The sequence below is a fragment of the Pseudomonas pisciculturae genome, from assembly GCF_015461805.1.
GTDB lineage: Bacteria > Pseudomonadota > Gammaproteobacteria > Pseudomonadales > Pseudomonadaceae > Aquipseudomonas > Aquipseudomonas pisciculturae.
On the sequence record NZ_JACVZE010000001.1, the window covers coordinates 1,040,273 to 1,064,567 of the forward strand.

A 24,295-nucleotide genomic window follows, 5' to 3' on the forward strand; every position below is an offset into this window, starting at 1 on the left:
GATACGAAAAAAACCCGACGTTGAGTCGGGTTTTTTTATGGGCGACTGTTTATTCAGACGGTTACGTGCAGGCGTACATCAACGTTGCCGCGGGTAGCGTTGGAGTACGGGCACACTTGGTGAGCGGCGTCGACCAGGCTTTGCGCGTCGTCCTGGTCCAGGCCCGGCAGGCTGATGTGCAGGTCGATGTCCAGGCCGAAACCGCCGGGGATTTGACCGATGCCAACATGGGCCGTGATCGAAGCGTCATCCGGGATTTTACGTTTGGTCTGGCTGGCGACAAACTTGAGCGCACCGATAAAGCAGGCCGAGTAGCCGGCGGCGAACAGTTGCTCAGGGTTGGTGGCTTGGCCACCGGCACCGCCCAGTTCTTTGGGGGTGGAGAGTTTGACGTCGAGGATGTTGTCGCTGGAAACAGCGCGACCATCACGGCCGCCGGTTGCGGTAGCTACTGCTGTGTAGAGAGTTTGCATGGTGAGGTCCTCTTGGTTTGTAGCGCTAAATGTTTGCGCGCTAAGTAGTTGGTGAGGTGAATGTATAGCGCTAATGTTTAGCGCGCAAGATAATTTTTGAAATTATTTTGCGATGTGCAGTTTTCTGATACACCACAAAACCCAATGTGGGAGCTGGCTTGCCTGCGATCGCGGTTTCTCAGTCAAAATCTTAGGTGACTGTCACACCGTCATCGCAGGCAAGCCAGCTCCCACATTTGAGATATTGGCTGGCCGAGCTACCGCGTCAAACGCTGGCCTGCAGGTTGGCCCGCAGCGCAATCAAATCAGCCTGCAGCTTGCGCAACTGCTCCAACTCCAACCCGCTGGCGCCCAGGATGCACTGCGGAATCCCCATGGCCTTGTCCTGCAAAGCGCACCCCGCATCAGTCAATTCCACCACCACCACCCGTTCATCCTCACGATTGCGGGTACGGCTCAACAGCCCTTCAGCCTCCAGACGCTTGAGCAGGGGAGTAAGGGAGCCCGGATCTGTCAGCAGTCGACTGCTGATTTCACCAACGGTCAAACTATCTTCTTCCCACAGCACCATCATGGCCAGGTACTGCGGGTAGGTCAGGCCAAGGGCTTGCAGCAGTGGCTTGTAGACTTTGGTCATCAGCAGCGACGTGGAATGCAGGGCGAAACACAACTGGTTGTCCAGCATCAGGGATTCGCAGGGGGCGGGGTTCTTGCTCATGGTGGTACCTCGGGAACGCGTGTCTGGGCTGAAATCTAGCGGGCAAATGTTTAATGCGCCAGACAATTCTGGCCAGGCACTCAGATCAAGCCGCTTTGCAGTGCGAGATCCCACGGTGGGATTGGGCTGAAACGGGTTTTCAGGTATTCCAGCAACAAACGGCTGCGGGCGTTGGGTTGTTGTTCCAGGCGCAAGGCATAGATGCCCGTGGTCTCTGGGCTGGGCAAGCCGTCTTCGCAAAACAGTGGCAGGAGTTCGCCGCGGACTAAATATTCACTGGCCAGCCAGGTAGGCAGGTGGGCGATGCCCAGCCCGGCCAAGGCGCCGGAGAGTAGGGCCTCGGCATTGTTGGCACTCATGCGAATGCGTTGCGGGCGATAGGTGGCGCGGCGCCCATCCAGTTCAAATCGCCAGGCGAACATCGGTGCCAGGCCGTCCCAATCAAGGCCGTCGTGTTCGCTGAGCTCGCGAGGGTGGGTCGGCGTGCCACGGCTTTTCAGGTAGGCCGGGCTGGCGCAGGCGATTCGCACGATGCTGGCCAGGGGCGTGGCGATCAAGCGGGTATCGACGATATGCCCAGCCCGCAGCACCAGGTCGACCTTGCCCAGGTGCGCGCCCTGCATGTCCACAAAGCTGTCGATCAAATGCAGATGCACATCCAGCCCGGGGTACACGTTGAGGAAGTCTGCAATCACCGGTGCCAAGTGCCTGCGGCCAAACGCCGCCGGTGCATCCACGCGGATCAAACCTTCTGGTGCATGGCTCAGGGATACCGCCTCGGCCCGCGCCAGTTGCAGCTCGCGGACGATGCGCCGCGCCCGCTCGGCAAACGCCAGCCCCGCCGGGGTCGGCACTACCGCGTGGGTGCTGCGTTGGAACAGTTGGCTGCCTACTGAGCTTTCCAGGCTATCGATGCGCCTTGCCACGGCCGAAGGTGTCAGGGGATGACGACGCGCGGCGGCAGAAAAGCTGCCGGTCTCCAGTACATCGAGAAACAAACTGAGTTGATCGGTCAGGGTATTTGGGTTCATCGACTGTGCGCTTATGCGAGATTGGCACAGCCATTGTGCGTTGCTGTGCGTTTCCGTGCCATAGACGACTGCGTAGCATGCAAGCCTTGAGATTGGGGAGTAGGTGAAAGTGTTGGATTTAGCGTTGTACCTGGTGTTGGGCGTGGCGTTGGGCACTGTAGGCGGCCTGTTCGGGATCGGCGGCGGGTTGATCGCGATCCCGGTGCTGGGTGTGTTTTTTGGTCTGGACCAGCAGATTGCCCAAGGCACTGCGTTGGTGATGGTGGTGCCCAATGTGATGCTGGCCCTGTGGCGTTATCACCAGCGCAATCCCATCTACCTGCGCCATGCATTGCCCTTGGGCGTTATGGGCTTCGCCTTCGCGTGGCTGGGTTCGATCTGGGCAGTGGGCCTGGATGCGGGCTTGATGCGCATCGGCTTTATCGCGTTTCTGGTGGCACTGTCGGCCTATAACCTGCTGCGCATGTTTACCCGCAATGCACCGCCCACCGCCCAGATGCGTTATTCCTGGCCGTGGCTGGGCGTGCTTGGCGCCGCGTCCGGGTCGATGGGGGGGTTGTTTGGCGTGGGTGGTGCGGTGATCGCCACGCCGGTGCTGACCAGCCTGTTTGGCACCACTCAGGTAGTTGCCCAAGGTCTGTCATTGGCGTTGGCGCTGCCGAGTACGGGAGTGACCTTGGTGACCTACGCTTGGCACCACGAGGTGGACTGGCTGATCGGCGTGCCCCTGGCGGTGGGCGGCCTGCTCAGTATCAGTTGGGGCGTGAAAGTTGCCCACGCCTTGCCGGAGCGCACACTGCGGGGTTTGTTTTGCGGCTTCCTGGTGGTCTGCGCAGTGATGCTGGCCTTTAAAGTTTAAAGCCCTCGATGATGTACTCGGCCAGGCATTCGGTGATGGGCGAGGTCATGTGTGGGTTACGCAGCAAATGCAGGTTCATCGACGGCAGCGGCGGCAAACCCTCATCGCTGCCAAGCACGCGCAGGTCGTCAGCGACCAGGCTTTGCATGCTGATCATTACTGCAAGGCCCGCGCTGACCACTGCCTGGATCGCAGCGCCGTTGGTGCTGTGGTAGGCCAGGCGGTAATCCCGCCCGGCGGCCTCCAGCGCTGAACGGGCCCACTGGGTGTAGAGGCAGCCGGCACCCGAAACCGCGAGGGGTAGGGTCTCGTGTTCGTCCACGCAGAAGCACGGCGCGCCAGCCCACACCATACGTTCAGTGCGCAGCAACTCACCCATTTCATTGCCGGGCTCGCGGCTGATCACGGTCAGCGCCAGGTCTCGGCGCTGCATCAGCACGTTGGATGACTCGCAGTGCATCTCGATCTGAATCAGCGGGTAGGCCTTGGAAAACGGCTTGAGAATGCCCGGCAAAAAGCGCATCACGTAGTCGTCCGGCGTACCAATGCGCACCAACCCCACCATATGGGGCTCGCGCAGGGTGTTGAACACTTCGCTGTGCAGTTTCAGGATGCGCCGCGCATAGCCCAGCAGCACCTGGCCCTCGGGCGTCAGCCGCACCTGACGGCCATCGCGTTCGAACAGCTTGCGTTGCAGCACGTCCTCTTCCAGGCGTTTCATCTGCATGCTCACCGCCGATTGAGTGCGGTTGACCTGCTCGCCGGCGCGGGTAAAACCGCCCTGATCGGCGATGGCGACGAAGGTGCGCAGCACTTCAGTGTCGATACTTGGGAAGGTCGTCAATTCATGAATCTCTGAGATGTATTGCATAAGAAACATTCGTTGGATTGATCTTAAGCGCCCGCTCAAACTTGCGCCATCCCCACGGGAGGGCGAGAAGATGAAAGGTCAAAGAGGTTTTATATTGATGACGAAGCGGCCGTTCACCGGGATGCTGAATGCACTGTGTCGGTGGCATGAGCGCCAATTGCTGGCGAACTTGAGCGATGACGCACTCAAGGACATTGGGCTCAACCGCGGCGATGTGGAGCAGGAGCGTCGACTGCCGGTGTGGCAAGACCCCCTGCGAAAGTAACCCGGATGCAGTAGGGTAGTCGGCGAGCCTCCCTGGAGAATTCCATGCCCGCCGACCTGTGCTTTTCACTCAAACAAGCTCGACGCATGGCGCTGGCAGCCCAAGGGTTTTCAGGGCGCCAAGTGCCGGCGCTGATTAAACCCACGCACCTCAATCGCTTGATCGAACGTCTCGGCGTGTTGCAGATCGACTCGGTCAACGCGGTGGTGCGTTCCCATTACCTGCCGCTGTTTTCCCGCTTGGGTAATTACTCCCCATTGATGCTTGAGCAGGCCGCCTGGAGCCAGGGCCGGCGGCGTTCGCTGTTCGAGTATTGGGGGCATGAGGCGTCATTGCTGCCGATGGCGTTGTACCCGTTGATGCGCTGGCGCATGGAGCGGGCCAAGTTGGGATTGGGGATTTATGCTCAGATGGCGCGCTTTGGTCGTGAGCAGCAAGCCATCATTGAGCGCGTGTTGAAGATCGTCGAGCAGCAGGGCGCAGTAGGGGCGGGCAGTTTGTCCACCCGCGAAGAGCGCGCCGGCCCCTGGTGGGACTGGAGTAATGAAAAGCATGCGCTGGAATGGCTGTTCGCCGCAGGCTTGGTGACGGTTGCCGGTCGACGTGGGTTTGAACGCCTCTATGATTTGCCGGAGCGGGTGATCCCCGGTGAGCACCTGCACAGCACTGTCGGGGAGGCTCAAGCCCAGCGCGGTTTGCTATTGCACAGCGCAACTGCATTGGGTGTGGGCACCGAAAAGGACCTGCGCGATTACTTTCGCCTAGACCCGGCCGACAGCCGCAATCGCCTGGCTGAACTGGTGGAAGACGGCCAACTGCTGGCCTGTCAGGTGCAAGGCTGGAAGCAGCCGGCGTATTGCCTGCCCGAGCCAAAAGTACCGCGCAAAGTGACCGCCAGCGCCTTGTTATCGCCCTTCGATTCACTGGTCTGGGAGCGCAGCCGTACCGAGCGATTGTTCGATTTTCGTTATCGCCTGGAAATCTACACACCGCAAGACAAGCGGGTGTACGGCTACTACGTGCTGCCGTTTTTGCACAACGAACGGATTGCTGCTCGCGTTGACCTGCGGGCCGAGCGGGCCAATGGCTGTCTAGCGGTGCATGCGGTGCATGAAGAAGAGCTGGGGTTGGATGAGGAGGGGATGCTGGCGTTGGCGCTGAATCTGCGGCAAATGGCGGATTGGCTGGGGTTGGAGCGGGTGCAGGTTAATTGCCTGAGGGGGAGTGCGGATCGGTTAAGGCTTGCCATGGGGATTAGTCTTTAGGGCCTCATCTGGGGCAAGCCCCCTCCCACATTTTGATGCGTGAACACATTCAAAGGTGGGAGGGGGCTTGCCCCCGATGGGGCCCTAAAAGGCAACAACAATCTCAGCGCTTAACCTGCTTCAACGTCTCGGCAATCAAAAACGCCAACTCCAGCGACTGATCGGCATTCATCCGCGGGTCGCAGTGGGTGTGATAACGGTCCGACAAACCATCCTCGGTAATTGGCCGTGCGCCGCCGATGCATTCGGTGACGTTCTGCCCGGTCATCTCGATATGAATCCCGCCGGCATAGCTGCCTTCGGCCTGGTGCACCTGGAAGAACTCCTTCACTTCGCCGAGGATCTGCGCAAAGTCACGGGTCTTGTAGCCGCTGCTGGCCTTGATGGTGTTGCCGTGCATCGGGTCGGAGCTCCACAGCACCTGCTTGCCCTCGCGCTGCACGGCACGGATCAGGTTGGGCAGGTGGTCGCCGACCTTGCCTGCACCCATGCGTGCGATCAGGTTGAGGCGGCCAGGATCGTTGTCCGGGTTGAGGATGTCGATCAGGCGGATCAGGTCATCGGGGTTCATGCTCGGGCCGACCTTGACGCCGATCGGGTTGTTCACCCCACGCAGGAACTCGACGTGAGCGCCGTCCAGCTGGCGGGTGCGGTCGCCGATCCACAGCATATGGGCCGAGCAGTCGTAGTAGTCGTTGGTCAGGCTGTCACGGCGTACAAAGGCTTGTTCGTAGTTGAGCAACAGTGCTTCGTGGGCGGTGAAGAAGCTGGTTTCGCGCAATTGCGGTGAGCTGTCCATGCCGCAGGCGCGCATGAAGGCCAGTGTCTCGTCGATGCGGTCGGCCAGTTGGCTGTATTTTTCGGCCAGGGCGGAGTTGGCGATGAAGTCCAGGTTCCACTTGTGCACTTGGTGCAGGTCAGCAAAACCGCCTTGGGCGAAGGCGCGCAGCAAGTTCAGGGTGGCGGTGGACTGGTGATAGGACTGCAACAGGCGGTCTGGGTCGGGCACACGGCTTTTTTCATCGAAGCCAATGCCGTTGACGATGTCGCCACGGTAGGCGGGCAGGGTGATGCCGTCGATGGTTTCGTCGTTGGCCGAACGCGGCTTGGCGAACTGGCCGGCCATGCGCCCGACTTTTACCACCGGGCAACCGGCGGCGAAGGTCATCACAATGGCCATCTGCAACAGCACTTTGAAGGTGTCGCGAATCTTGGCGGCGGAGAATTCGACAAAGCTCTCGGCGCAGTCACCGCCCTGCAACAGGAAGGCGCGACCCTGGGTGACTTCGGCAAACTGACGGCGCAACTCGCGGGCCTCCCCGGCGAATACCAACGGCGGGTAGCTGGCCAGGCTTTGCTCCACTTGCAGCAAGTGCGCAGCGTCCGGGTACTGGGGTTGTTGCTGGATCGGCAGGGCGCGCCAGCTGTCGGGGCTCCAGGGTTGGCTCATCATGAACTCGATAGGGTGATTGACGGTCGGGCGCCAATGTTATCAGCAATTAGTGCGTGACCTGTTGCCGCCGGTTGGCCGACAATCGCGCCTTTGGCGTACAGCAAACCCTTTAGGAGTAGTGATGACAGAGGAGCGTGTCGAGCACCTGCTGGCCGAGGTCCATGATGACTTCGGCATGATCCGTGTGCTCGAAGTGGCCGATTACCGGTTTCTCGAATTCGGCGACGCCATCGAGCAAAGCTGCGTGTTCACTGCTGACCCTAGCTGGCTGGAGTACGATTACACCCGCGCCATGCTCATTGGTGCGCTGTGCCATGAGCAGCCCGAGAGTGCGTTGTTCCTCGGCCTGGGCGCCGGCACGCTGACCCAGGCGTGCCTCAAGTTTCTGCCGCTGGAAGATGTGGAAGCGATCGAGTTGCGCCCGGATGTACCGCGCTTGGCCATCGAGTACCTGGGGCTGGACGACGATCCGCGCCTGTATATCCGCATTGGCGACGCCCTGCAATTGCTGGAGACTGCCGAATCCGCTGATTTGATTTTTGTCGACCTGTATACCGATGTCGGCCCGGGTGTCGGGCACCTGGCCTGGAGTTTTCTGGAGAATTGCCAGAAGAAGCTCAACCCCGGCGGCTGGCTGGTAATCAACCAGTGGGCCACCGATGATGGCAAGCCACTGGGCGCAGCGTTGTTGCGTGGGTTGTATCACCGGCATTATTGGGAATTGCCGGTGAAGGAGGGCAATGTGATTTTGCTGGTGCCTTCGGAACTGGATCAGGAGTTGGATCTTGAAGCGCTTTCGGCCCGTGCCGAGGCCCTGGCGCCACGTTTGGGGTATTCGTTGCAGGCGTTGATCAAGGCGATTCGGCCGGCTACCTAGTTGCCTCTGCCGACGCCATCGCGGGCAAGCCCGCTCCCACATTCGACCGCATTTCAACATTGGAACTCGGTCAAGTGTGGGAGGGGGCTTGCCCCCGATGGCCGTCTCAAGACAGTCAAATACCCTTGAACACCCCCGGCCGCTTCTCAACCATCGCCCGCACCCCCTCCTTGGCATCCTCACTGTTCAGTAATTTAGCCACCATCGGCGGCAACGCCGCAGCCGCCACGGTTTCCCCTTCCATCCGCGCCAACCGTGCCGACATCAACGTCGCCTGGACACCCAATGGCGCCTGGCGCGCAATGCGGTTGGCGAGTTCGACAGCGCGAGGCAACAAATCTTCACTGGCCATCACTTCCTGCACCAGCCCGAGGCGCAGCGCTTCATGGGCGTCGAACTCATCGCCGGTCAGTAGCCAGCGCATCGCATTGCCCCAGCCGGCAATCTGATGAAGGCGCAATGTCGCACCACCAAACGGAAAGATCCCACGCTGCACTTCCATCTGGGCAAAGCGGGTATTGCTGGCGCAAAGGTTGATATCTGCCGCCAGCATCAACTCGATACCAATCGTCAGGCAGTAACCTTGAGCGGCGACGATCACCGGTTTGCTCACACGCGGGCCAGCAAATACACCCCACGGATCGCACCCGCCCAAAGGGGGTTGCCAGCCGCCAGCCATCACCGCGCTGACATTCGCCAAGTCCAGCCCGGCGGTGAAGTGCTCGCCGTGGGCAAACACCACGGCGACCCGTGCCTCGGTATTTCGATCAAATTCGCCATACGCCAGGCTCAGCTCATTGAGCAGATCCAGGTCGAAGGCATTGCGCTTGGCCACCCGATCCAGGCCCAACAACAGGACGTGGCCCTGTAACTCACGACTGACGCGACTGCTGCTGGCTTGATTCATGGGGTGTGCCCTCGGGGCGCTGGGAAGGGTTTCGGACCAAAGGTCGCAAAGGTTAGGTGAACCGTTTAAGCGTTATGACCAGCAGCGCCGGGCCTTTGAAAAATAGACCCTGGCTGTGTTATCTGCAAAGACTGTGACGCAGCGCGGTATATCGGTGCATTGGGATAAAAAAAGCTCCCTTTTTCAGGTATTTCCGGTATAGTGCGCGCCGGCCTTTAACCGGGCCGCGTTTAGGTAGCGCAATTCCCCGAAGTCAGCTTCGGCTGCACGTCCGCACAGCGGACTCTCCCTTGACGAATCTTTTTTCTTTCATTCGTTTTCGCAAATCCCCGCCGACAAAGCAGCCAGGGCGACTCTTGAGTCTCAACACGGCATGCGCAGCTTTGGAGCATGGGTCTTTGCGGATGCACTTAGAGGCAGACCCATGACCCAGGAAACCGGCGGCTTCGCCGCTTTTAATCTTAACCCGAACATTCTTGCTGCCGTCATCGCGACTGGCTACGAAGAACCTTCGGCGATTCAGCAGCAATCGATCCCGATCATCATGGCCGGCAAGGACATGATTGGCCAGGCGCAAACCGGTACCGGTAAAACCGCCGCCTTCGCCCTGCCTATCCTGCACTGCATCGATCCTGCCAAGCGCGAGCCGCAAGCCCTGATCCTGGCGCCAACCCGTGAGTTGGCGCTGCAAGTAGCAACCGCTTTCGAAACCTACGCCAAGCAAATGCCAGGCGTTACCGTTGTGGCCGTTTACGGCGGCGCGCCTATGGGCCCACAACTGAAAGCAATCCGTAATGGCGCACAGATCGTTGTCGCCACGCCGGGCCGTCTGTGCGACCACCTGCGTCGTGACGAAAAAGTCCTGTCGACCGTGAACCACCTGGTTCTGGACGAAGCTGACGAAATGTTGAAGCTGGGCTTCATGGATGACCTGGAAGTCATCTTCAAGGCACTGCCACCGACCCGTCAGACCGTACTGTTCTCGGCTACCCTGCCACAGTCGATCCGTGCCATTGCCGAGCGTCACCTGCGTGACCCAGAGCACGTCAAGATCCAGACCAAAACCCAGACCGTTACCGCGATCGAACAGGCTCACCTGTTGGTTCACGCTGACCAGAAGACCTCGGCTGTATTGAGCCTGCTGGAAGTCGAAGACTTCGACGCCCTGATCATGTTCGTGCGCACCAAGCAAGCGACCCTGGACCTGGCCAGTGCCCTGGAAGCCAAAGGCTATAAAGCCGCTGCGCTGAACGGTGACATCGCCCAGAACCAACGTGAGCGCGTTATCGACTCCCTCAAGGATGGCCGTCTGGACATCGTTGTAGCGACCGACGTTGCTGCTCGTGGCCTCGACGTTCCACGTATCACCCACGTGTTCAACGTTGACATGCCTTACGATCCAGAGTCCTACGTTCACCGTATCGGCCGTACTGGCCGTGCCGGTCGCGAAGGTCGTGCACTGCTGCTGGTGACTCCACGTGAGCGCCGCATGCTGCAAGTGATCGAGCGTGTAACCGGTCAGAAAGTTGCCGAAGTCCGCCTGCCGGATGCTCAGGCCGTTCTGGATGCTCGCATCAAGAAACTGACCAACAGCCTGTCGCCTCTGGTGGCTGACGCTGAATCGACCCACGGCGACCTGCTGGACCGCCTGACCGCCGATATCGGCTGCACCCCACGTGCCTTGGCTGCAGCCCTGCTGCGCAAAGCGACCAACGGTCAGGCCCTGACCCTGGCAGCTATCGAGAAAGAACGCCCACTGGTTCCGAACAGCGCGCCACGCGGTGATCGTCCTGAGCGTACTGGCGACCGTCCAGACCGTGGTGATCGTGAGCGTCGCGCTCCGGTTCCATTGGCTGAAGGCCGTGCTCGTTGCCGTACCGCGCTGGGCGCGCGTGATGGTATCGCTGCCAAGAACCTGCTGGGCGCTATCCTCAACGAGGGTGGCCTGGCACGTGAAGCCATTGGTCGCATCCAGGTCCGTGACAGCTTCTCCCTGGTGGAGCTGCCGGAAGACGGTCTGGAAAAATTGCTGGCCAAGCTCAAAGACACGCGCGTTGCCGGTAAGCAGCTCAAACTGCGTCGCTACCGCGAAGATTGATCTGCCCTTGGGCTGATTGATCGCACATAAAAAATCCCCGACTGGTTCGGGGATTTTTTTTGCCTTGCCTATTTTGGATCAATCCCCAATCAAATGTGGGAGGGGGCTTGCCCCCGATAGCAGTATTTCAGTGAGGGATGTGTCTGCTGACCCACCGCTATCGGGGGCAAGCCCCCTCCCACATTTTGATTTGTTTCAGCCAAAACGGTAGATGTCCATTCCGAGAGCTCCCATGGTGAAGCCTTGGTGCGCCACGCTGAAATCACCGCCAGCGCCTCGCGCAAAGTACAGCGGCAGTAGATGCTCGTCACTGGGATGGCTGCGGACCGCATGAGGTGCTTGCCGCCGATAGTCGTGCAGCGCCGCCTCGTCATTGGCGGTTAGCTTATCTACCACCCAATCCCGAAAATCCCGTGCCCAGGGCTCGATACTCTCTGGGCCGGCGTGCCAGTCCAGCTCACCCAGGTTGTGGGTGATGCTACCGGAACCGATCAACAACACACCTTGCTCGCGCAAGCTGGCCAGCGCATGCCCGACCCGTGTTTGCAGGGCAGGGCCCATGCGGCTGGGTAGCGAAACCTGCACCACCGGGATATCCGCTGCCGGGTACATCAGCGACAGTGGCACCCACGTGCCGTGGTCAAAGGGGCGACGCTCATCGATACGGGCATTCAAGCCGTCGGCGTGCAGTAGCTCGACAATCTCGGTGGCCAGTTGCGGATCGCCGGGCGCCGGGTATTGCACGGCAAACAATTCGCGGGGGAAACCGCCGAAGTCGTGCCAAGTTTCCGGGGCATTGCCGCCGCTGACCAATAATTCATGGCTTTCCCAGTGCGCCGACACCACCACGATCGCTTTGGGGCGTGGCATTTCGGCCGCGAGGCGTTGAAGCGCCGGGCCGCTGGCACCGGGTTGTAGCGCGAGCATGGGAGAACCGTGGGAGATAAACAGGCTAGGGAACATAAGTAGGGTCCTGAGCGTTAACATGGGCCCATCTTCAATCAGATCATTGATCTAAATCTAATATAAGTTTTAGCGCTATTTGATCGAATTTTCTGGGGTGACTCATGGAGCCTAAGTTTTGGCAGGAGCGCTGGGCGCGCAATCAGATCGGCTTTCACTTGCCTGAGGTCAACTCTTACCTGCAACGACACTGGCCGCGGTTGGCCCTCGCTGAGGGCGCCAAGGTGCTGGTGCCGTTGTGTGGCAAAAGCCTGGACCTTATGTGGCTCGCCAGCCAAGGCCTGCGGGTTATGGGTGTGGAGTTGTCGGAGCACGCCGTTGAGGCTTTTTTCAGTGAGCAGAACTTGACGCCACGTATTACCCGCCAGGGTGTGTTCAAGGTGTATCAGGCGGGTTTGATCGAGATTTGGTGTGGTGATTTTTTTGCATTGGAGGCTGAGGTTCTAGTCGATTGCTCTGCGCTGTATGACCGCGCCGCGCTGATCGCTTTGCCGCCGCTGATGCGCGCGCAATACGCCGAACGCCTCAATAGCGTGTTGCGACCAGGCTGCCAAGTGCTATTGATTACGCTTGATTACGAGCAGGCACTAAAAGCCGGGCCACCGTTCGCGGTGGCAGATGAGGAAGTAAAGGTATTGCTGGGAGCGCACTGGGCGCTGGAGGTGTTGCAGGAACAAGACATCCTGGGTGAGAGCTGGAAGTTTGTGCAGGACGGCGTCACACGGCTTGAGGAGCGTGTGTATCTGTTGATCAAGCACTGACAATCCCATCGCCATCGCCGGCAAGCCCGCTCCCACAGGAGAGTGCATTCCAAATGTGGGAGCGGGCTTGCCCGCGATGATGGCAGAAGCCTTGACGCACAATCCAGCGGGCAAAAAAAGGGGGCGATCAGATCGCCCCCTTCTTTTTGTGTTGCTGGCTATCAGCCCCGACGACGCAGTGCGTCGATACGCTCTTCCAGCGGCGGGTGGCTCATGAACATGCGAGCCAGGCCCTGCTTGATGCCGCCGTTGATGCCAAAGGCGGTCAGGCTGTCGGGCATATGCACCGGCAGGCCCTGTTCCGAGCGCAGGCGTTGCAGCGCGCTGATCATTGCGCTGGTGCCTGCCAGGCGAGCGCCGGCTTCGTCTGCGCGGAACTCACGTTTACGCGAGAACCACATCACGATGGCGCTGGCCAGGAAGCCCAGGACTATTTCGGCAAAGATGGTCGCCACGAAGTAGGCGATACCGCGACCTTCCTCGTTCTTGAAAATCACCTTGTCGACAAAGTTGCCGATGATCCGTGCGAAGAACATCACGAAGGTGTTCACCACGCCCTGCACCAGCGCCAGGGTGATCATGTCGCCATTGGCCACGTGGCCGATCTCGTGCGCCAGCACTGCCTTGACTTCATCGGGCGAGAAACGCTCCAGAAGCCCTTGGCTGACGGCGACGAGCGCGTCGTTCTTGTTCCAGCCCGTGGCGAAGGCGTTGGCCTCGTAAGCCGGGAAAATCCCCACCTCGGGCATTTTGATGCCGGCCTCCCGAGACAACTGCTCCACGGTTTGCATCAGCCATTGTTCATGGCGGGTGCGTGGTTGGGTGATGATCTGGGTGCTGGTGCTCATCTTCGCCATCCACTTGGAGATGAACAGCGAGAACAGCGAGCCTGCAAAACCAAAGACCGCACAGAAAATCAGCAGCTGATTGAGGTTGAGATCAACCCCGTTGGCCGCCATGAACCCGTTGAAGCCGAAAAGGCTCAGGGTGATGCTGGCAATCAGCACGACCGCCAGGTTAGTGGCCAAGAACAGCAGGATGCGCATCATGGTTGTAGAGTTCTCCTCATGCTTAATATGTCGCGTACTGCGGGGTATATAAGGTGCGGCTTGGGGCTATTCAACCGAGGGACTATTTCAAACTGTGTCCTACAGCATGAATGTAGAGCCTTGAAGGGTTTTTCCCACAATGAAAAGGCCGGCTGATTAGCTCGCCGCTGCCTTGCAACCCCGTGATTATAGGGGGGCGGTGGGCAAGCGAGTGCCGCTGACGTGAAAGTGAGAGGGCAGGGTAGAGAAGTGTTGCCAGATACTCGCTGTACGACCGAATGCCGGTCGTACAGCGCTACATCCGTTACTGGCGATAAGACTTGATGAAGTTGCCGATGCGACCAATGGCCATTTCCAGGTCATCCACACGTGGCAGCGTCACCACGCGGAAGTGATCCGGCCACGGCCAGTTGAACGCTGTGCCCTGAACGACCAGCAGTTTTTCCGACAGTAGCAGGTCGAGTACGAACTTCTCGTCGTTGAAGATCGGGCATACCTTGGGGTCGATACGCGGGAAGGCGTACAGCGCGCCCATGGGTTTCACGCAGCTCACGCCGGGGATCGCGTTGAGCAACTCCCAGGTGCGGTTACGTTGTTCCAGCAAGCGGCCTTGGGGCAAGACCAGATCGTTAATGCTCTGGTAGCCGCCGAGGGCGGTCTGAATCGCGTGCTGGCTTGGCACGTTGGCGCACAGGCGCATGTTGGCCAGCATGTCGATGCCTTCGATGTAGCTCTGGGCATTGTGCTTGGGGCCGGAAATGGCGATCCAGCCGGAGCGGAAGCCCGCCACGCGGTAGGACTTGGACAGACCGTTGAAGGTCAGGCACAGCAGGTCTGGCGCCAGGGAGGCGGTGCACACGTGCACGGCATCGTCGTAGAGGATCTTGTCGTAGATCTCGTCGGAGAACACCACCAGGTTGTGCTGGCGTGCCAGCTCAAGCATGCCCAGCAGCACTTCTTTGGAGTACACCGCACCGGTCGGGTTGTTCGGGTTGATGATCACCAGGGCCTTGGTGTTCGGTGTGATCTTGGCCTTGATGTCGGCCAGGTCCGGGAACCAGTCGGCGCCTTCGTCACACAGGTAGTGCACCGGGTGGCCGCCGGCCAGGGTTACGGCGGCGGTCCACAGCGGGTAGTCCGGCGCGGGTACCAGCACTTCGTCGCCGTTGTTGAGCAGGGCTTGCATGGACATCACGATCAGCTCGGACACGCCATTGCCCAGGTAGATGTCTTCGATGCCGACGCCTTCGACCTGCTTTTGCTGGTAGTACTGCATCACCGCCTTGCGCGCGCTGAACAGGCCCTTGGAGTCACTGTAGCCCTGGGCAGTCGGCAGGTTGCGGATCACGTCCTGGAGGATTTCGTCCGGCGCTTCGAAACCAAACGGCGCCGGGTTGCCAATGTTCAGCTTGAGGATGCGATGGCCTTCCTCTTCCAGGCGCTTGGCGTGCTTGAGCACTGGGCCGCGAATGTCGTAGCAGACGTTGGCGAGCTTGTTCGATTTGCTGACCTGCATGGCGATGTGATCCTGAAAATGAACGATCCAGACGATAGGGGCACTACCGTACTGTGAATCCTGCGGGCCCCGCACCCATAAATACGTTTGAATGCCGGTAGCGCGGGTGCCAGACTGGCGTTTTGAAGAGGCGCAATCATACGTGCCACCTGATCCAGCGAAAAGATACAGATCAGGGTTTTTCAGTTGCCGAGGTGTATCGATGGAAAAGTTGCAGAAAACCCTTCAGGAATGGCAGGACATGCTCGACCCGGCGCAGTACCAGGTGTGCCGTCTCAAGGGCACCGAGCGGCCGTTCTCCGGCAAGTACAATGCCACCACCACGGACGGCGTTTACCACTGCATTTGCTGCAATGAGCCGCTGTTTGACTCCAGTACCAAATTCGATGCTGGCTGCGGCTGGCCCAGCTTCTACGAGCCGATTGCCGAGCGCGCGATGATCGAGATTCGCGACGTCAGCCACGGCATGATCCGTACCGAAGTCACCTGCGCCAAGTGCGATGCACACCTGGGCCATGTGTTCCCGGATGGCCCGCCGCCGACGGGGCTGCGCTACTGCATCAACTCGGTGTGCCTGGACTTCGTCCCCCGCTAAATCGAAGGGTATGCAGGTCAAAATGTGGGAGGGGGTCGATCGAATCGTCGCATCGCCCCTCCCAAATTGATTACGGTTTAAGCTATATAAATTGCACGCAATTGAATTGAGCGCTATGTTTCTGCTCCTTACCCCTTCGATATCGAGGCGTTGCCATGACCGACACCCTGCTGAGCATCCCGTGTACCACCATCAAGGGTGAGCAAAAGACCCTGGCCGATTTCTCAGGCAAGGCGATCCTGGTGGTCAACACCGCCAGCAAATGTGGTTTCACCCCACAGTACAAGGGCCTGGAGCAGCTCTGGCAGCAGTACAAGGACCAGGGCCTGGTGGTGCTGGGGTTCCCCTGCAACCAGTTCGGTAAACAGGAGCCGGGTAACGAAGGGGCGATTTCCGAGTTCTGCGAGCTGAACTTCGGTGTCAGCTTTCCGCTGTTCAAGAAGATTGACGTCAATGGCAGCGAAGCTCACCCACTGTTCGTCCAACTGAAAAAACAGGCGCCGGGCCTGTTGGGTTCCAAGGGCATCAAGTGGAACTTCACCAAGTTCCTCATCGGCCGCGATGGTCAGGTGGTCAAGCGTTTCGCCCCTACCACCAAGCCGCAGGACCTGACTCAAGAGATCGAAGCCCTGCTCAAATGACCGTATCCCTGGCTCTCGATAATCAGCTGTGCTTCAAGCTCTATGCCGCCTCAAGAGCCGTCACGCGTGCCTACAAACCGATGCTGGACCAACTGGGGCTGACCTACCCGCAATACTTGGTGATGTTGGTGTTGTGGGAATGGCATGACGAAAGTCCGGCACACCCGACGGTCAAGGCATTGGGCGAACGCCTGATGCTCGACTCGGGCACGCTCACGCCGTTGCTCAAACGCCTTGAGCAGCTTGAGCTGGTGCGCCGCCGACGCAGCGCCAAGGACGAGCGGGAAGTGCACTTGAGCCTCAGCGAGGCGGGTGTGCAACTTCGCGACCAGACGCGCGCCCTCAAGACCCGTTTACTGTGCGACAGCGGTGTCGACTTGAATCAGGCTGATGCCCTGCGCGCTGGCCTGGATCACCTGCTGCGCCAGATCACAGACTTGTCGTTGTCGGCACCCACAGGTCCAGCAATCCGCTGAGTTCCTCGCGCCGAAACGGCTTGGCCAGGTAGTCATTCATCCCGGCCGCCCGGCAACGCTCGCGCTCTTCAGGCAAGGCGTTGGCGGTCAGGGCGACGATTGGCAGGTCTGGCCAGCGCCCGCTGCGACGAATCTGCCGGCTGGCCTCATAGCCATCCATCACCGGCATGTTGCAGTCCATCAACACCATGTCAAAGCGTTGTTCTTCCAGGAACTTGAGCGCCTCGCCACCGTGGGCTGCCACGATCACTTCACACCCCAGTTTGCTGAGCATGCCCTTGGCCACCAGTTGGTTAACCGGGTTGTCTTCGACCAGCAGGATGCGTGCGCGATGGGCCAGCGGGGCGGCCTCCATCTGGATAGGGTCGAGGATCAGTTGCGCATCGCTGCGCAGGTTGCGTTGCAGAATCTGGTACAGCGCGTTGCGGCTCAATGGGCGCGCCTGCTGCTGCAACGGTGCGAGTGCCGCTACTTCCTCACTGGGCATGAAGTTGCCATAGGCGGTCACCAGCAGGATCGGCGCGGCGATAATAGGGCGCAGGCGGAACAGACATTGTGGGCAATCAGTGATCAGCAGGTCCGGGGTTTGCCCGCTGACGTCTTCATCGCGAGGATAACAGCGCGGTGTCAGCCCCCAGTGAGGCAGCAGCGTTGTCAGCAGCTCCGTCAGGCCACTGTCAGCACTGGTAACGGCAATCACCTCGCCCGTGAGGGATGCCTGTCGTGTGGCGGGCAAATGGGGAGGCAGCGGCAATTCGGCGCAGAACTGGCTGCCAAAGCCGACTTCCGAGCTGATGCTCAAGCGGCCTTTCATGGCCTCGCACAAGTTGTGTGTCAGGGCCAGGCCCAGGCCCGTGCCGCCATATTGGCGGGTGATGCCTGCGCCGGCCTGGGTGAACGGTTGAAAAATTTTCAACTGGGCATCCTGCGCAATGCCGATGCCGGTATCACACACCTCAATGCGTACCCGGCCATCGACACTGCTCAGGCGCACGTCCACTCGACCGAAGCGGGTGAACTTCAAGGCATTGGACAGCAAGTTACTGACGATCTGCCTTACCCGGGTTGGGTCGCCCAGCACTTGGGCCGGAAACTGTGGGTCGATCAGGCAGGTCAGCTCGACATTCGGCGCAGCGTTCTGCGACAGCAGGTTGGCGGTGTCTTCCACCTGTGCGCCGAGGTCGAAGGGGATACGCTCCAGTTCCAATTGGCCAGCGTCGAACTTGGACAGGTCAAGAATATCGTTGAGCAGTTCAACCAACACCTTGCCCGAATCATGAGCGATAGACAGTTGCTGGCGTTGCTCGGCGTTGAGCGGGCTGTCCAGCGACAAGGCGATCATGCCCAGCAAGCCGTTGAGCGGGGTACGGATTTCATGGCTCATGTTCGCCAAAAACGCCGCCCGTGCCTGGGCCATGCCCAGTGCATTTACCTTCGCCGCTTCCAATTCATCGTTGGACTGGCTCAGCCGCTGGTTGCTGGCCTTGAGTTCCAGGGTACGGGCGGACACGATGTCCTCCAATTGCCCCAAGTATTCGGTCAGTCTGTCTTCAGCGTGGCGACGCTGCTGGATCTCGGTTTCCATGTTCTCAAACTGCTGGTTGGCGACGGTGACCAATACGCCGATTTCGTCATGCTCGTGGCCGGGCGGGCAGTCCAGGCGTGCCTGCTTGCGGTTGCTCAACTCACGAATAATGCGTACCAGTGGCTGGGTCAGCATCACGTAGAACAGGCCCAGCAGGATGCCGGTCAACAGCAGGCTGCGCACAAAACCATTGAGCAGGGTAATTTCGGCGCGACGCAGGAAGCGACTGCCGAAGGCGTAGGTGTCCACATCCAGATGCAGTACCCCCAGAGACTCGTTAGGCATATGACTCAAGAACAGTCGGTCTTCGAACTGGCGGTTGGCGTCAAACAGGAAGTCGCTGATGGGGCGGTAGGTGCTTTCCTTGCGCGGCCGCTCGACATTGGCCAACACCACGCCGTTGTTGTCGATCAACTGCGCGCGGATGATGGCGGGGGAGCGCAGCAGGCCAAGGGTCAGTTCCTGGGCCAGTTCGGCGTCGATGTTGTAGGCGATGCGCGAGGCAGGGTTGTGGCTGATTTCCAGCAGCGAAGCAATTTCACGGTTGATGGATGCGTCTTCGCTGGCATAATCAATGCCGATTTGGATCAGGCTGAGCAAGGTTCCCAAGACGAAACCGACCAGCACAGTCAATCTGGCTTGTTTATAAGACAAGCGGTGGGCGAACTTGATATCCATCGAGTGTTGAACCACTTCACGTTTCCCTTCGCCCGGCAAGCATAGCTGAACATCCACAGGCTCAGGTCTGCCCGGCATGAATCGTTTTTTTATGCAGCCTCAAGCGCTCTGCCGCAGGGCTGCCAATACGCCATCTTTTGCAAGAAGTTGCCAGAGGAATCATCGTGGATAACCGATTGAATGCCTTTCTTGAGCGGGCCGATGCAGTACTTGCCCGCCTGGAACCCTTGTTGCCTGCACCTCGCCAACCCATCGACTGGAACCAATGCCTGGCCGCCCGTTGGCAGCGTGAAGGCCGTGCCGGCTTCCTGCTGCCGCTGGACGTGAGCCTGGACATGCGCCTGTCCGACTTGATTGGCGTGGACAAACAACGCGAGCAACTGGCCCGCAACACCCAACAGTTCCTCGATGGCCTGCCCGCCAACCACGCGCTGCTATGGGGCTCGCGCGGTACCGGAAAATCGTCCATGGTGCGCGCCTTGCTGGCCCAACACGCCAAGGCCGGCCTGCGTCTGATCGAGATTGAGCGCGATCACCTCGCCGACCTGCCGCGTGTGGTCGAACAACTGCTCAAGCTGCCACAGCGTTTCATCCTGTTCTGCGACGACCTGTCGTTTGAAGCCGGCGAAGGCGACTACCGTGTGCTCAAAAGCGTGCTGGACGGCTCTCTTGAGCAGGCGCCGGAAAACGTCTTGCTGTACGCCACCTCCAACCGCCGCCACCTGGTGCCGGAAAATCAGAGCGATAACGACAACTGGAAGCGCGTGGATGGTGAGTTGCACCCCAGCGAAGCGGTGGAAGACAAGATTGCCTTATCCGACCGTTTTGGCCTGTGGCTGTCGTTTTACCCGTTCACCCAGGAACACTTCCTTGAGGTGGTGCAACACTGGATCGGCGAGCTGGCCAGCAAGGCCAACTTGCAGTGGCAGCGCGATGAAGCCCTCGACATTCTCGCCGTGCGCTGGGCGACGGGTCGTGGTAACCGCAACGGTCGTTGCGCGTATCAATTCGCCCGTTATTGGGTGGGTCTCAAATTGCTGGAGCGTCAACCATGATTGATCTACAACAGGCTGGCACCGGCCTTGATGGCTACGCCATGCTCTGTGCGCAGCTGGAATCGCTGCTGGCCGATGAGCGCGACTTTATCGCCAACAGTGCGCAGTTTTCGGCGTTCCTGTTTAATCAGATCGACGACCTGAACTGGGCCGGCTTTTACCTCAATCGCAATGAAGAATTGGTGCTGGGGCCGTTCCAGGGCCAAATCGCGTGTGTGCGTATACCGTTTGGTCGCGGCGTGTGTGGTGCCGCGGCTGCGACGCGCCAAACCCAGCGGGTGGAGGATGTGCATGAGTTTCCCGGGCACATCGCCTGTGACAGCGCATCGAACAGCGAGCTGGTTGTGCCCTTGGTCAAGGACGGCAAATTGATTGGCGTCCTTGACCTCGACAGCCCGTCGCTGGCGCGTTTCACCCTCCAAGACCAGGCGGGCATTGAGCAGTTAGCGGCGATTTTTCTACGCTTGACTGACTGCTGAGGCGTTACATCGGGAGCGAGTGGGGTCGCTCGCTCCTGCCTAACCCTGTGCCTGTAGGCCATCCAGTTGCGTTTGCAGTTTCCTTTCCAGTTCAAGCATGAGTTTTTCCAGCGTCTTGATACCGATTTCAACCAGAGGCAGTTCATCCTCTCGGGTACATGCCTGCTCCAACGCCTCGCACTGAGCGGCCAGTAGCGTGGCTTGTACGATGCGCGCAGCGCCCTTGATCTTGTGGGCTTGTTCGATGATCTCCTGGAGCGACGCCTGTCGCGCCAATAGGGCAACGATCACCTGGCGGTCATGACGACTGCTGCTCAATAGCTCTTCAAGCAAGCGCCGGCTCAGTTGGGGGTCGCCTCCCGTCAGCGCGTCCAGGCTGCTCAGATCCAGCGGTGTACCGCTAGGTTGGGGGCCAATTTGCGCCAGCCGCCGTTCCAGCACCGTGAGGCTGATGGGTTTGAAGAGGCAGTCGTTCATCCCGGCTTCAGCGCAGCGCCGTTTCTCTTCAGGCTGGGCGTTGGCCGTAAAACCCACTATGACGCAAGGAGGCAACTCCTCGCGTTGTTCGTACTCTCGGATCGAACGGCTTAACTCATAGCCGTTCATGATGGGCATGTTGCAATCGGCGATTACCAGGTCGAAGTGCTCCTGGCGCCAAGCCTGGAAGCCGGCCGCACCATGCTGGGCTGCGGTGAACTGATGACCCAGGTAACCCAATTGCTGGCACATCAGCAGGCGGTTGGCGGGGTGATCATCGACCACCAGCACATTGAGCACGGGCGCAGGTGTGGGGGTTGTCGGCTTGAGCTCCTGCGTCGCATTGTCCGGCTGCAGGCAGTTCATTTTCAGATTGACATGCACTTGTGTGCCCACCATGGGGACGCTGCTGAGGCTTAGTTGCCCACCCATCATCGAGCACAGGCTGCGACAGATCACCAGCCCCAGGCCTGCGCCGCTACGCGCCAAGTGCCCCGAATTGTCGGCCTGGGCGAATGGTTCAAACAGGCGCAATTGGTCTTCCCGGCTGATGCCGATACCCGTGTCCTCTACCACCAGCCTCATTTCGACCTGTTGCGCCAGCTCGGTAGCCTGCACGTCCACTTTTATCTTCACCTCGCCGCGCTCGGTGAATTTGATGGCATTGCTTACCAGGTTTGATAGCACCTGCTTGAAGCGCAATGGGTCGATCAATACGTCGGTGTCGTCGAGCCCAGGCTTGAATTCCAGCAGCAAACTGAGCGTCTTCTGGCGGGCCAAGCCGTCGAACACGCGGACCACCGATGCGATCACTTCCTTCAGGTTGACCCGTTCAGGGGCCAGGCTTAGTCGTCCTGACTCGATACGCGCGATGTCGAGGATGTCGCCGATCAGCTCCAGCAGGTCCTTGGCCGAGTTGTAGGCTACTTCGATCGCCGGGCGATCCAGATGGCCTTGATCTGCTCGCTTGAGCGTCAGCTCCAGCATGCCGATGACGGCATTCATCGGCGTGCGGATTTCGTGGCTCATAGTCGCGAGGAAGGTGCTTTTGGCGCGGTTGGCCTCGTCGGCACGCTCCTTGGCTGCGCGCAGCTCATCGAACAGCTGGCGCCGTTCGCTGATGTCTATCCAGCCGCCGATGATGCCTTGGACTTCGCCAGTCGAATCGCGATACGGCAGGATCCAGTGGTAGATCGTCAGCTTCTTCCCGCGGATGTGCAGGGACCGATCCAGGATCAGCGGGTTGCCTTGCGCGACTACGCGCTGGTAGTCGGCATGGTATTGCGACGCCTCTGTTTCGAGCGCCGTACTGATCTGAAGGGCGCTTTTGCCGATCACATCCTCGCGCTTGACGTCGAACACTTGCAGGTAGCTGTCATTACAGGTCTGCAGCAGACCTTGCCGGTCGCGTACGTAAATCGGATGGGGGGTTTCGTTGACCAGTGCGCGCATGAACTCGAACTGATCGTTGAGAGCGCGCTCGGCCATCCTGCGGTGCTTGATCTGCCGGCGCATGTAGGCGTTCCAGGCCAGCGAAATCGAGAGCAGCAGCCCGGTGCCGATGATGATTTGGGCAATAAGGGAATGGTAATTGCGCCAGTAGCTGTCGGACGCGGCGGTGTAGCCTCGCCAGCGACTGTTGATCACCCCGAGTTCATCTGGAGCGATACTGAGCAGCGCCTTGTCGAGGATCGAGCTCAATTCCGTGGCATCCCGTGAGGTGGCCAGTGTGAAGAGGGCTGGAAGCGTGCCGATGCTGGTGCTGATCTGTAATTTGTCCTGGAAGACCTTGGAAGAAAGAAAATAGTTGGCGACCACCAGCGAGTTCACCGCACCGTCAACTTGCCCTTGGGCCAGCAGTTCCGAAGCCTTGAAGGTGTCATTGGTTTCCACCAGCAGAATGTGAGGGAAATCCTTGCGCAGGAAGGGTTCAAGCGGATTGCCCTGGGTGATCGCCAGTCGCTTGCCCGCCATTTGCTCCAGCGACAGCGGAGCATCGGGCTCCTTGCGCGTCAGCAACACGTAGGAGTTTTCCAGGTAAGGGCGGCTGAAATTCAGCTGCGTCTCTCGCTCGGTGCTGGGAACAATCGCGCCGATGATATCGGCTCTGCCAGCAGCAATTTGTTCGATCATCGCATTGACGTTACGCCCGCGTTGAATCTCGAAGCGCAGCCCGGTCCGCAGGCGTATCAGCTCCAATAGGTCGGCGGTGATGCCGCGCAAACTGCCATCGGTATCGAAGAATGTTAGCGGTGCAAACGTTTCATTGGCGATCACCTTGACCACAGGGTGTTCTTTCAGCCAGCGCTCTTCGCGTTGGGTCAGTTGCAACTTCTTGTCAGTCAGCAGGATATCGCTGCCGGCACTCCAACGTTTGGCGATGTTTTCCCGTTCATGGGTGGGCAGTGCCGCCAGCACGGCGTTGACGATACTCAAGAGAGTGTGCTGATCCTGGCGCAAGGCAAAGCTGAATCCGTAGGCTTCGTGCTTGCCGAAGTTGGCCATATGGATGTTTTTGAGATAGCCCTTATTGATCATGTAATGGGTGGAAATTGTGTCGCCAAGAAACACATCAGCCTGGTCGAATGCCACCGCATTCAACGCATTCTGATAGGAGGGGTAAGCTCGGATAACCGCCTCGGGATACAGCTTTTGCACCTCGTCCAATGGCAGGTAATGGTAGACCAGGCTCAAGCGCAGGCCGGCCAAGCTGTTGCTTAGGCTGCGGCTTTCCCCTTCACGCGTGACCAGAACCGGCTGGTCTACGGCATATGGTGTTGAAAGCGTGAGCAATGGATGGATGGCCTCAAAGCTATTGGAGGACCCCAGTAGATCGATTTCACCTGACTCCAGTGCCTGAATGGACGCTTCTCGGGAGGGGTAGCGCTGCACCCTGATGGGGAGCGCCAATGCCTTGGACAAAACCCCGGCGTAATCGGCGGTGATGCCTTCGTAGTCATACCCGCTCGACGTGATGTCGAAGGGCGGATAGTCGGGGGCAGCCGTACCTAGTACCAGCTCGCGTTTGTTCTGCAACCATCCGAGTTGGGTCTTGTTCAGCGGGGTGTCGAGTTGGACGGTACCTGCGCGGCTCAGTAAATTGTAGTGCTCTGGTTGGGGTTGAGCGGCGAGCACGGTAGTGCTCAAGCACACGCCTGCGCTGAATGTAATTAAATAGTCCTTTATACACCTGGGCATCCGCT

Annotated in this window: 22 protein-coding genes; 11 read left to right on the plus strand and 11 right to left on the minus strand. The window is 59.5% G+C overall.

The genetic code is table 11. The features are described 5' to 3' along the window. Positions 1-53 precede the first annotated feature (53 nt). From ICY20_RS04720 to ICY20_RS04730, 3 genes are all read right to left on the minus strand, one after another. The gene (locus ICY20_RS04720; RefSeq protein WP_017734413.1) at positions 54-473 is read right to left on the minus strand and encodes an organic hydroperoxide resistance protein; all 420 of its coding nucleotides are present in this window, start codon (positions 471-473) and stop codon (positions 54-56) included. Between the two features lie 265 nt (positions 474-738). Continuing rightward, positions 739-1,191, minus strand: a complete 453-nt coding sequence (locus tag ICY20_RS04725) for a MarR family winged helix-turn-helix transcriptional regulator (RefSeq protein WP_194937027.1) — start codon at positions 1,189-1,191, stop codon at positions 739-741. Between the two features lie 80 nt (positions 1,192-1,271). After that, positions 1,272-2,222 (minus strand): LysR family transcriptional regulator, encoded by a 951-nt coding sequence (locus tag ICY20_RS04730; protein ID WP_159958149.1) that lies wholly within the window; start codon positions 2,220-2,222, stop codon positions 1,272-1,274. Positions 2,223-2,331: 109 nt separating this feature from the next. Here ICY20_RS04730 and ICY20_RS04735 point away from each other — a divergent pair, with 109 nt between their 5' ends. Next, a complete protein-coding gene (locus tag ICY20_RS04735) occupies positions 2,332-3,081 on the plus strand; it encodes a sulfite exporter TauE/SafE family protein (RefSeq protein ID WP_159958151.1) in 750 nt (249 codons plus the stop codon). Here ICY20_RS04735 and ICY20_RS04740 read toward each other — a convergent pair. After that, positions 3,071-3,952 carry a LysR family transcriptional regulator gene (locus ICY20_RS04740; RefSeq protein WP_159958153.1) on the minus strand — a complete coding sequence of 294 codons (882 nt, stop codon included), beginning with the start codon at positions 3,950-3,952 and terminating at the stop codon, positions 3,071-3,073. The genes ICY20_RS04735 and ICY20_RS04740 overlap by 11 nt on opposite strands. 70 nt (positions 3,953-4,022) lie before the next feature. Between ICY20_RS04740 and ICY20_RS04745 the strand changes: the two genes are divergently transcribed. Both ICY20_RS04745 and ICY20_RS04750 read left to right on the plus strand, forming a co-directional pair. Then, entirely contained in the window at positions 4,023-4,217 is a 195-nt protein-coding gene (locus tag ICY20_RS04745; protein WP_194937028.1) for a DUF1127 domain-containing protein, read from the plus strand. 44 nt (positions 4,218-4,261) lie between these two features. Further along, a complete protein-coding gene (locus ICY20_RS04750; protein ID WP_159958157.1) occupies positions 4,262-5,482 on the plus strand; it encodes a winged helix-turn-helix domain-containing protein in 1,221 nt (406 codons plus the stop codon). A gap of 103 nt (positions 5,483-5,585) precedes the next feature. Here the strand turns inward: ICY20_RS04750 and ICY20_RS04755 are convergent, their stop codons facing one another. Continuing rightward, complete coding sequence (locus ICY20_RS04755) at positions 5,586-6,932, minus strand: class II 3-deoxy-7-phosphoheptulonate synthase (RefSeq protein ID WP_124527722.1); 1,347 nt, start codon at positions 6,930-6,932, stop codon at positions 5,586-5,588. Between the two features lie 124 nt (positions 6,933-7,056). On the opposite strand from ICY20_RS04755, the gene ICY20_RS04760 reads away from it, so the two are divergent. Beyond that, positions 7,057-7,812 carry a spermidine synthase gene (locus ICY20_RS04760; protein WP_159958159.1) on the plus strand — a complete coding sequence of 252 codons (756 nt, stop codon included), beginning with the start codon at positions 7,057-7,059 and terminating at the stop codon, positions 7,810-7,812. Positions 7,813-7,927: 115 nt separating this feature from the next. Here ICY20_RS04760 and ICY20_RS04765 read toward each other — a convergent pair whose 3' ends face one another. After that, positions 7,928-8,719 carry a crotonase/enoyl-CoA hydratase family protein gene (locus ICY20_RS04765; RefSeq protein WP_159958161.1) on the minus strand — a complete coding sequence of 264 codons (792 nt, stop codon included), beginning with the start codon at positions 8,717-8,719 and terminating at the stop codon, positions 7,928-7,930. Between the two features lie 424 nt (positions 8,720-9,143). On the opposite strand from ICY20_RS04765, the gene ICY20_RS04770 reads away from it, so the two are divergent. Further along, the gene (locus ICY20_RS04770; protein ID WP_159958163.1) at positions 9,144-10,817 is read left to right on the plus strand and encodes a DEAD/DEAH box helicase; all 1,674 of its coding nucleotides are present in this window, start codon (positions 9,144-9,146) and stop codon (positions 10,815-10,817) included. A 195-nt stretch (positions 10,818-11,012) separates the two neighbouring features. Here ICY20_RS04770 and ICY20_RS04775 read toward each other — a convergent pair whose 3' ends face one another. Beyond that, complete coding sequence (locus tag ICY20_RS04775) at positions 11,013-11,780, minus strand: DODA-type extradiol aromatic ring-opening family dioxygenase (protein ID WP_194937029.1); 768 nt, start codon at positions 11,778-11,780, stop codon at positions 11,013-11,015. Between the two features lie 104 nt (positions 11,781-11,884). Here ICY20_RS04775 and ICY20_RS04780 point away from each other — a divergent pair, with 104 nt between their 5' ends. After that, entirely contained in the window at positions 11,885-12,541 is a 657-nt protein-coding gene (locus tag ICY20_RS04780) for a thiopurine S-methyltransferase (RefSeq protein ID WP_194937030.1), read from the plus strand. A 161-nt stretch (positions 12,542-12,702) separates the two neighbouring features. Here the strand turns inward: ICY20_RS04780 and htpX are convergent, their stop codons facing one another. Together htpX and ICY20_RS04790 are read right to left on the minus strand one after the other, a co-directional pair. Next, positions 12,703-13,590 carry a protease HtpX gene (gene htpX / locus ICY20_RS04785; protein ID WP_159958169.1) on the minus strand — a complete coding sequence of 296 codons (888 nt, stop codon included), beginning with the start codon at positions 13,588-13,590 and terminating at the stop codon, positions 12,703-12,705. Positions 13,591-13,894: 304 nt separating this feature from the next. Then, positions 13,895-15,106: a pyridoxal phosphate-dependent aminotransferase gene (locus ICY20_RS04790; protein ID WP_135287838.1), complete on the minus strand. Its 1,212-nt coding sequence runs from the start codon at positions 15,104-15,106 to the stop codon at positions 13,895-13,897. A 202-nt stretch (positions 15,107-15,308) separates the two neighbouring features. Between ICY20_RS04790 and msrB the strand changes: the two genes are divergently transcribed. The 3 genes from msrB (at position 15,309) to ICY20_RS04805 (ending at position 16,818) form a co-directional block, all read left to right on the plus strand. Then, positions 15,309-15,701 (plus strand): peptide-methionine (R)-S-oxide reductase MsrB, encoded by a 393-nt coding sequence (msrB, locus tag ICY20_RS04795; RefSeq protein WP_159958171.1) that lies wholly within the window; start codon positions 15,309-15,311, stop codon positions 15,699-15,701. Positions 15,702-15,856: 155 nt separating this feature from the next. After that, entirely contained in the window at positions 15,857-16,342 is a 486-nt protein-coding gene (locus tag ICY20_RS04800) for a glutathione peroxidase (protein WP_159958173.1), read from the plus strand. Beyond that, a complete protein-coding gene (locus ICY20_RS04805) occupies positions 16,339-16,818 on the plus strand; it encodes a MarR family winged helix-turn-helix transcriptional regulator (RefSeq protein WP_194937031.1) in 480 nt (159 codons plus the stop codon). The genes ICY20_RS04800 and ICY20_RS04805 overlap by 4 nt, the downstream gene beginning before the upstream one ends. Here ICY20_RS04805 and ICY20_RS04810 read toward each other — a convergent pair. Then, entirely contained in the window at positions 16,772-19,081 is a 2,310-nt protein-coding gene (locus ICY20_RS04810; RefSeq protein WP_194937032.1) for a hybrid sensor histidine kinase/response regulator, read from the minus strand. The genes ICY20_RS04805 and ICY20_RS04810 overlap by 47 nt on opposite strands. 164 nt (positions 19,082-19,245) lie before the next feature. Here ICY20_RS04810 and ICY20_RS04815 point away from each other — a divergent pair, with 164 nt between their 5' ends. Beyond that, a complete protein-coding gene (locus ICY20_RS04815; protein ID WP_194937033.1) occupies positions 19,246-20,136 on the plus strand; it encodes an ATP-binding protein in 891 nt (296 codons plus the stop codon). After that, positions 20,133-20,615: a GAF domain-containing protein gene (locus ICY20_RS04820; RefSeq protein ID WP_159958181.1), complete on the plus strand. Its 483-nt coding sequence runs from the start codon at positions 20,133-20,135 to the stop codon at positions 20,613-20,615. The genes ICY20_RS04815 and ICY20_RS04820 overlap by 4 nt, the downstream gene beginning before the upstream one ends. 39 nt (positions 20,616-20,654) lie before the next feature. Here ICY20_RS04820 and ICY20_RS04825 read toward each other — a convergent pair whose 3' ends face one another. Continuing rightward, positions 20,655-24,290: a transporter substrate-binding domain-containing protein gene (locus ICY20_RS04825; protein WP_194937034.1), complete on the minus strand. Its 3,636-nt coding sequence runs from the start codon at positions 24,288-24,290 to the stop codon at positions 20,655-20,657. Positions 24,291-24,295: the final 5 nt, after the last annotated feature.

Coding starts and splice junctions, on each gene's coding strand:
- ICY20_RS04730 (WP_159958149.1), bottom strand. CDS start 2,222: ATGAACCCAAATACCCTGACCGATCAACTCAGTTTGTTTCTCGATGTA.
- ICY20_RS04740 (WP_159958153.1), bottom strand. CDS start 3,952: ATGCAATACATCTCAGAGATTCATGAATTGACGACCTTCCCAAGTATC.
- ICY20_RS04780 (WP_194937030.1), top strand. CDS start 11,885: ATGGAGCCTAAGTTTTGGCAGGAGCGCTGGGCGCGCAATCAGATCGGC.
- ICY20_RS04775 (WP_194937029.1), bottom strand. CDS start 11,780: ATGTTCCCTAGCCTGTTTATCTCCCACGGTTCTCCCATGCTCGCGCTA.
- ICY20_RS04720 (WP_017734413.1), bottom strand. CDS start 473: ATGCAAACTCTCTACACAGCAGTAGCTACCGCAACCGGCGGCCGTGAT.
- ICY20_RS04750 (WP_159958157.1), top strand. CDS start 4,262: ATGCCCGCCGACCTGTGCTTTTCACTCAAACAAGCTCGACGCATGGCG.
- ICY20_RS04810 (WP_194937032.1), bottom strand. CDS start 19,081: ATGGATATCAAGTTCGCCCACCGCTTGTCTTATAAACAAGCCAGATTG.
- ICY20_RS04745 (WP_194937028.1), top strand. CDS start 4,023: ATGAAAGGTCAAAGAGGTTTTATATTGATGACGAAGCGGCCGTTCACC.
- ICY20_RS04725 (WP_194937027.1), bottom strand. CDS start 1,191: ATGAGCAAGAACCCCGCCCCCTGCGAATCCCTGATGCTGGACAACCAG.
- msrB (WP_159958171.1), top strand. CDS start 15,309: ATGGAAAAGTTGCAGAAAACCCTTCAGGAATGGCAGGACATGCTCGAC.
- ICY20_RS04770 (WP_159958163.1), top strand. CDS start 9,144: ATGACCCAGGAAACCGGCGGCTTCGCCGCTTTTAATCTTAACCCGAAC.
- ICY20_RS04825 (WP_194937034.1), bottom strand. CDS start 24,290: ATGCCCAGGTGTATAAAGGACTATTTAATTACATTCAGCGCAGGCGTG.
- ICY20_RS04790 (WP_135287838.1), bottom strand. CDS start 15,106: ATGCAGGTCAGCAAATCGAACAAGCTCGCCAACGTCTGCTACGACATT.
- ICY20_RS04755 (WP_124527722.1), bottom strand. CDS start 6,932: ATGAGCCAACCCTGGAGCCCCGACAGCTGGCGCGCCCTGCCGATCCAG.
- ICY20_RS04805 (WP_194937031.1), top strand. CDS start 16,339: ATGACCGTATCCCTGGCTCTCGATAATCAGCTGTGCTTCAAGCTCTAT.
- htpX (WP_159958169.1), bottom strand. CDS start 13,590: ATGATGCGCATCCTGCTGTTCTTGGCCACTAACCTGGCGGTCGTGCTG.
- ICY20_RS04800 (WP_159958173.1), top strand. CDS start 15,857: ATGACCGACACCCTGCTGAGCATCCCGTGTACCACCATCAAGGGTGAG.
- ICY20_RS04820 (WP_159958181.1), top strand. CDS start 20,133: ATGATTGATCTACAACAGGCTGGCACCGGCCTTGATGGCTACGCCATG.
- ICY20_RS04760 (WP_159958159.1), top strand. CDS start 7,057: ATGACAGAGGAGCGTGTCGAGCACCTGCTGGCCGAGGTCCATGATGAC.
- ICY20_RS04765 (WP_159958161.1), bottom strand. CDS start 8,719: ATGAATCAAGCCAGCAGCAGTCGCGTCAGTCGTGAGTTACAGGGCCAC.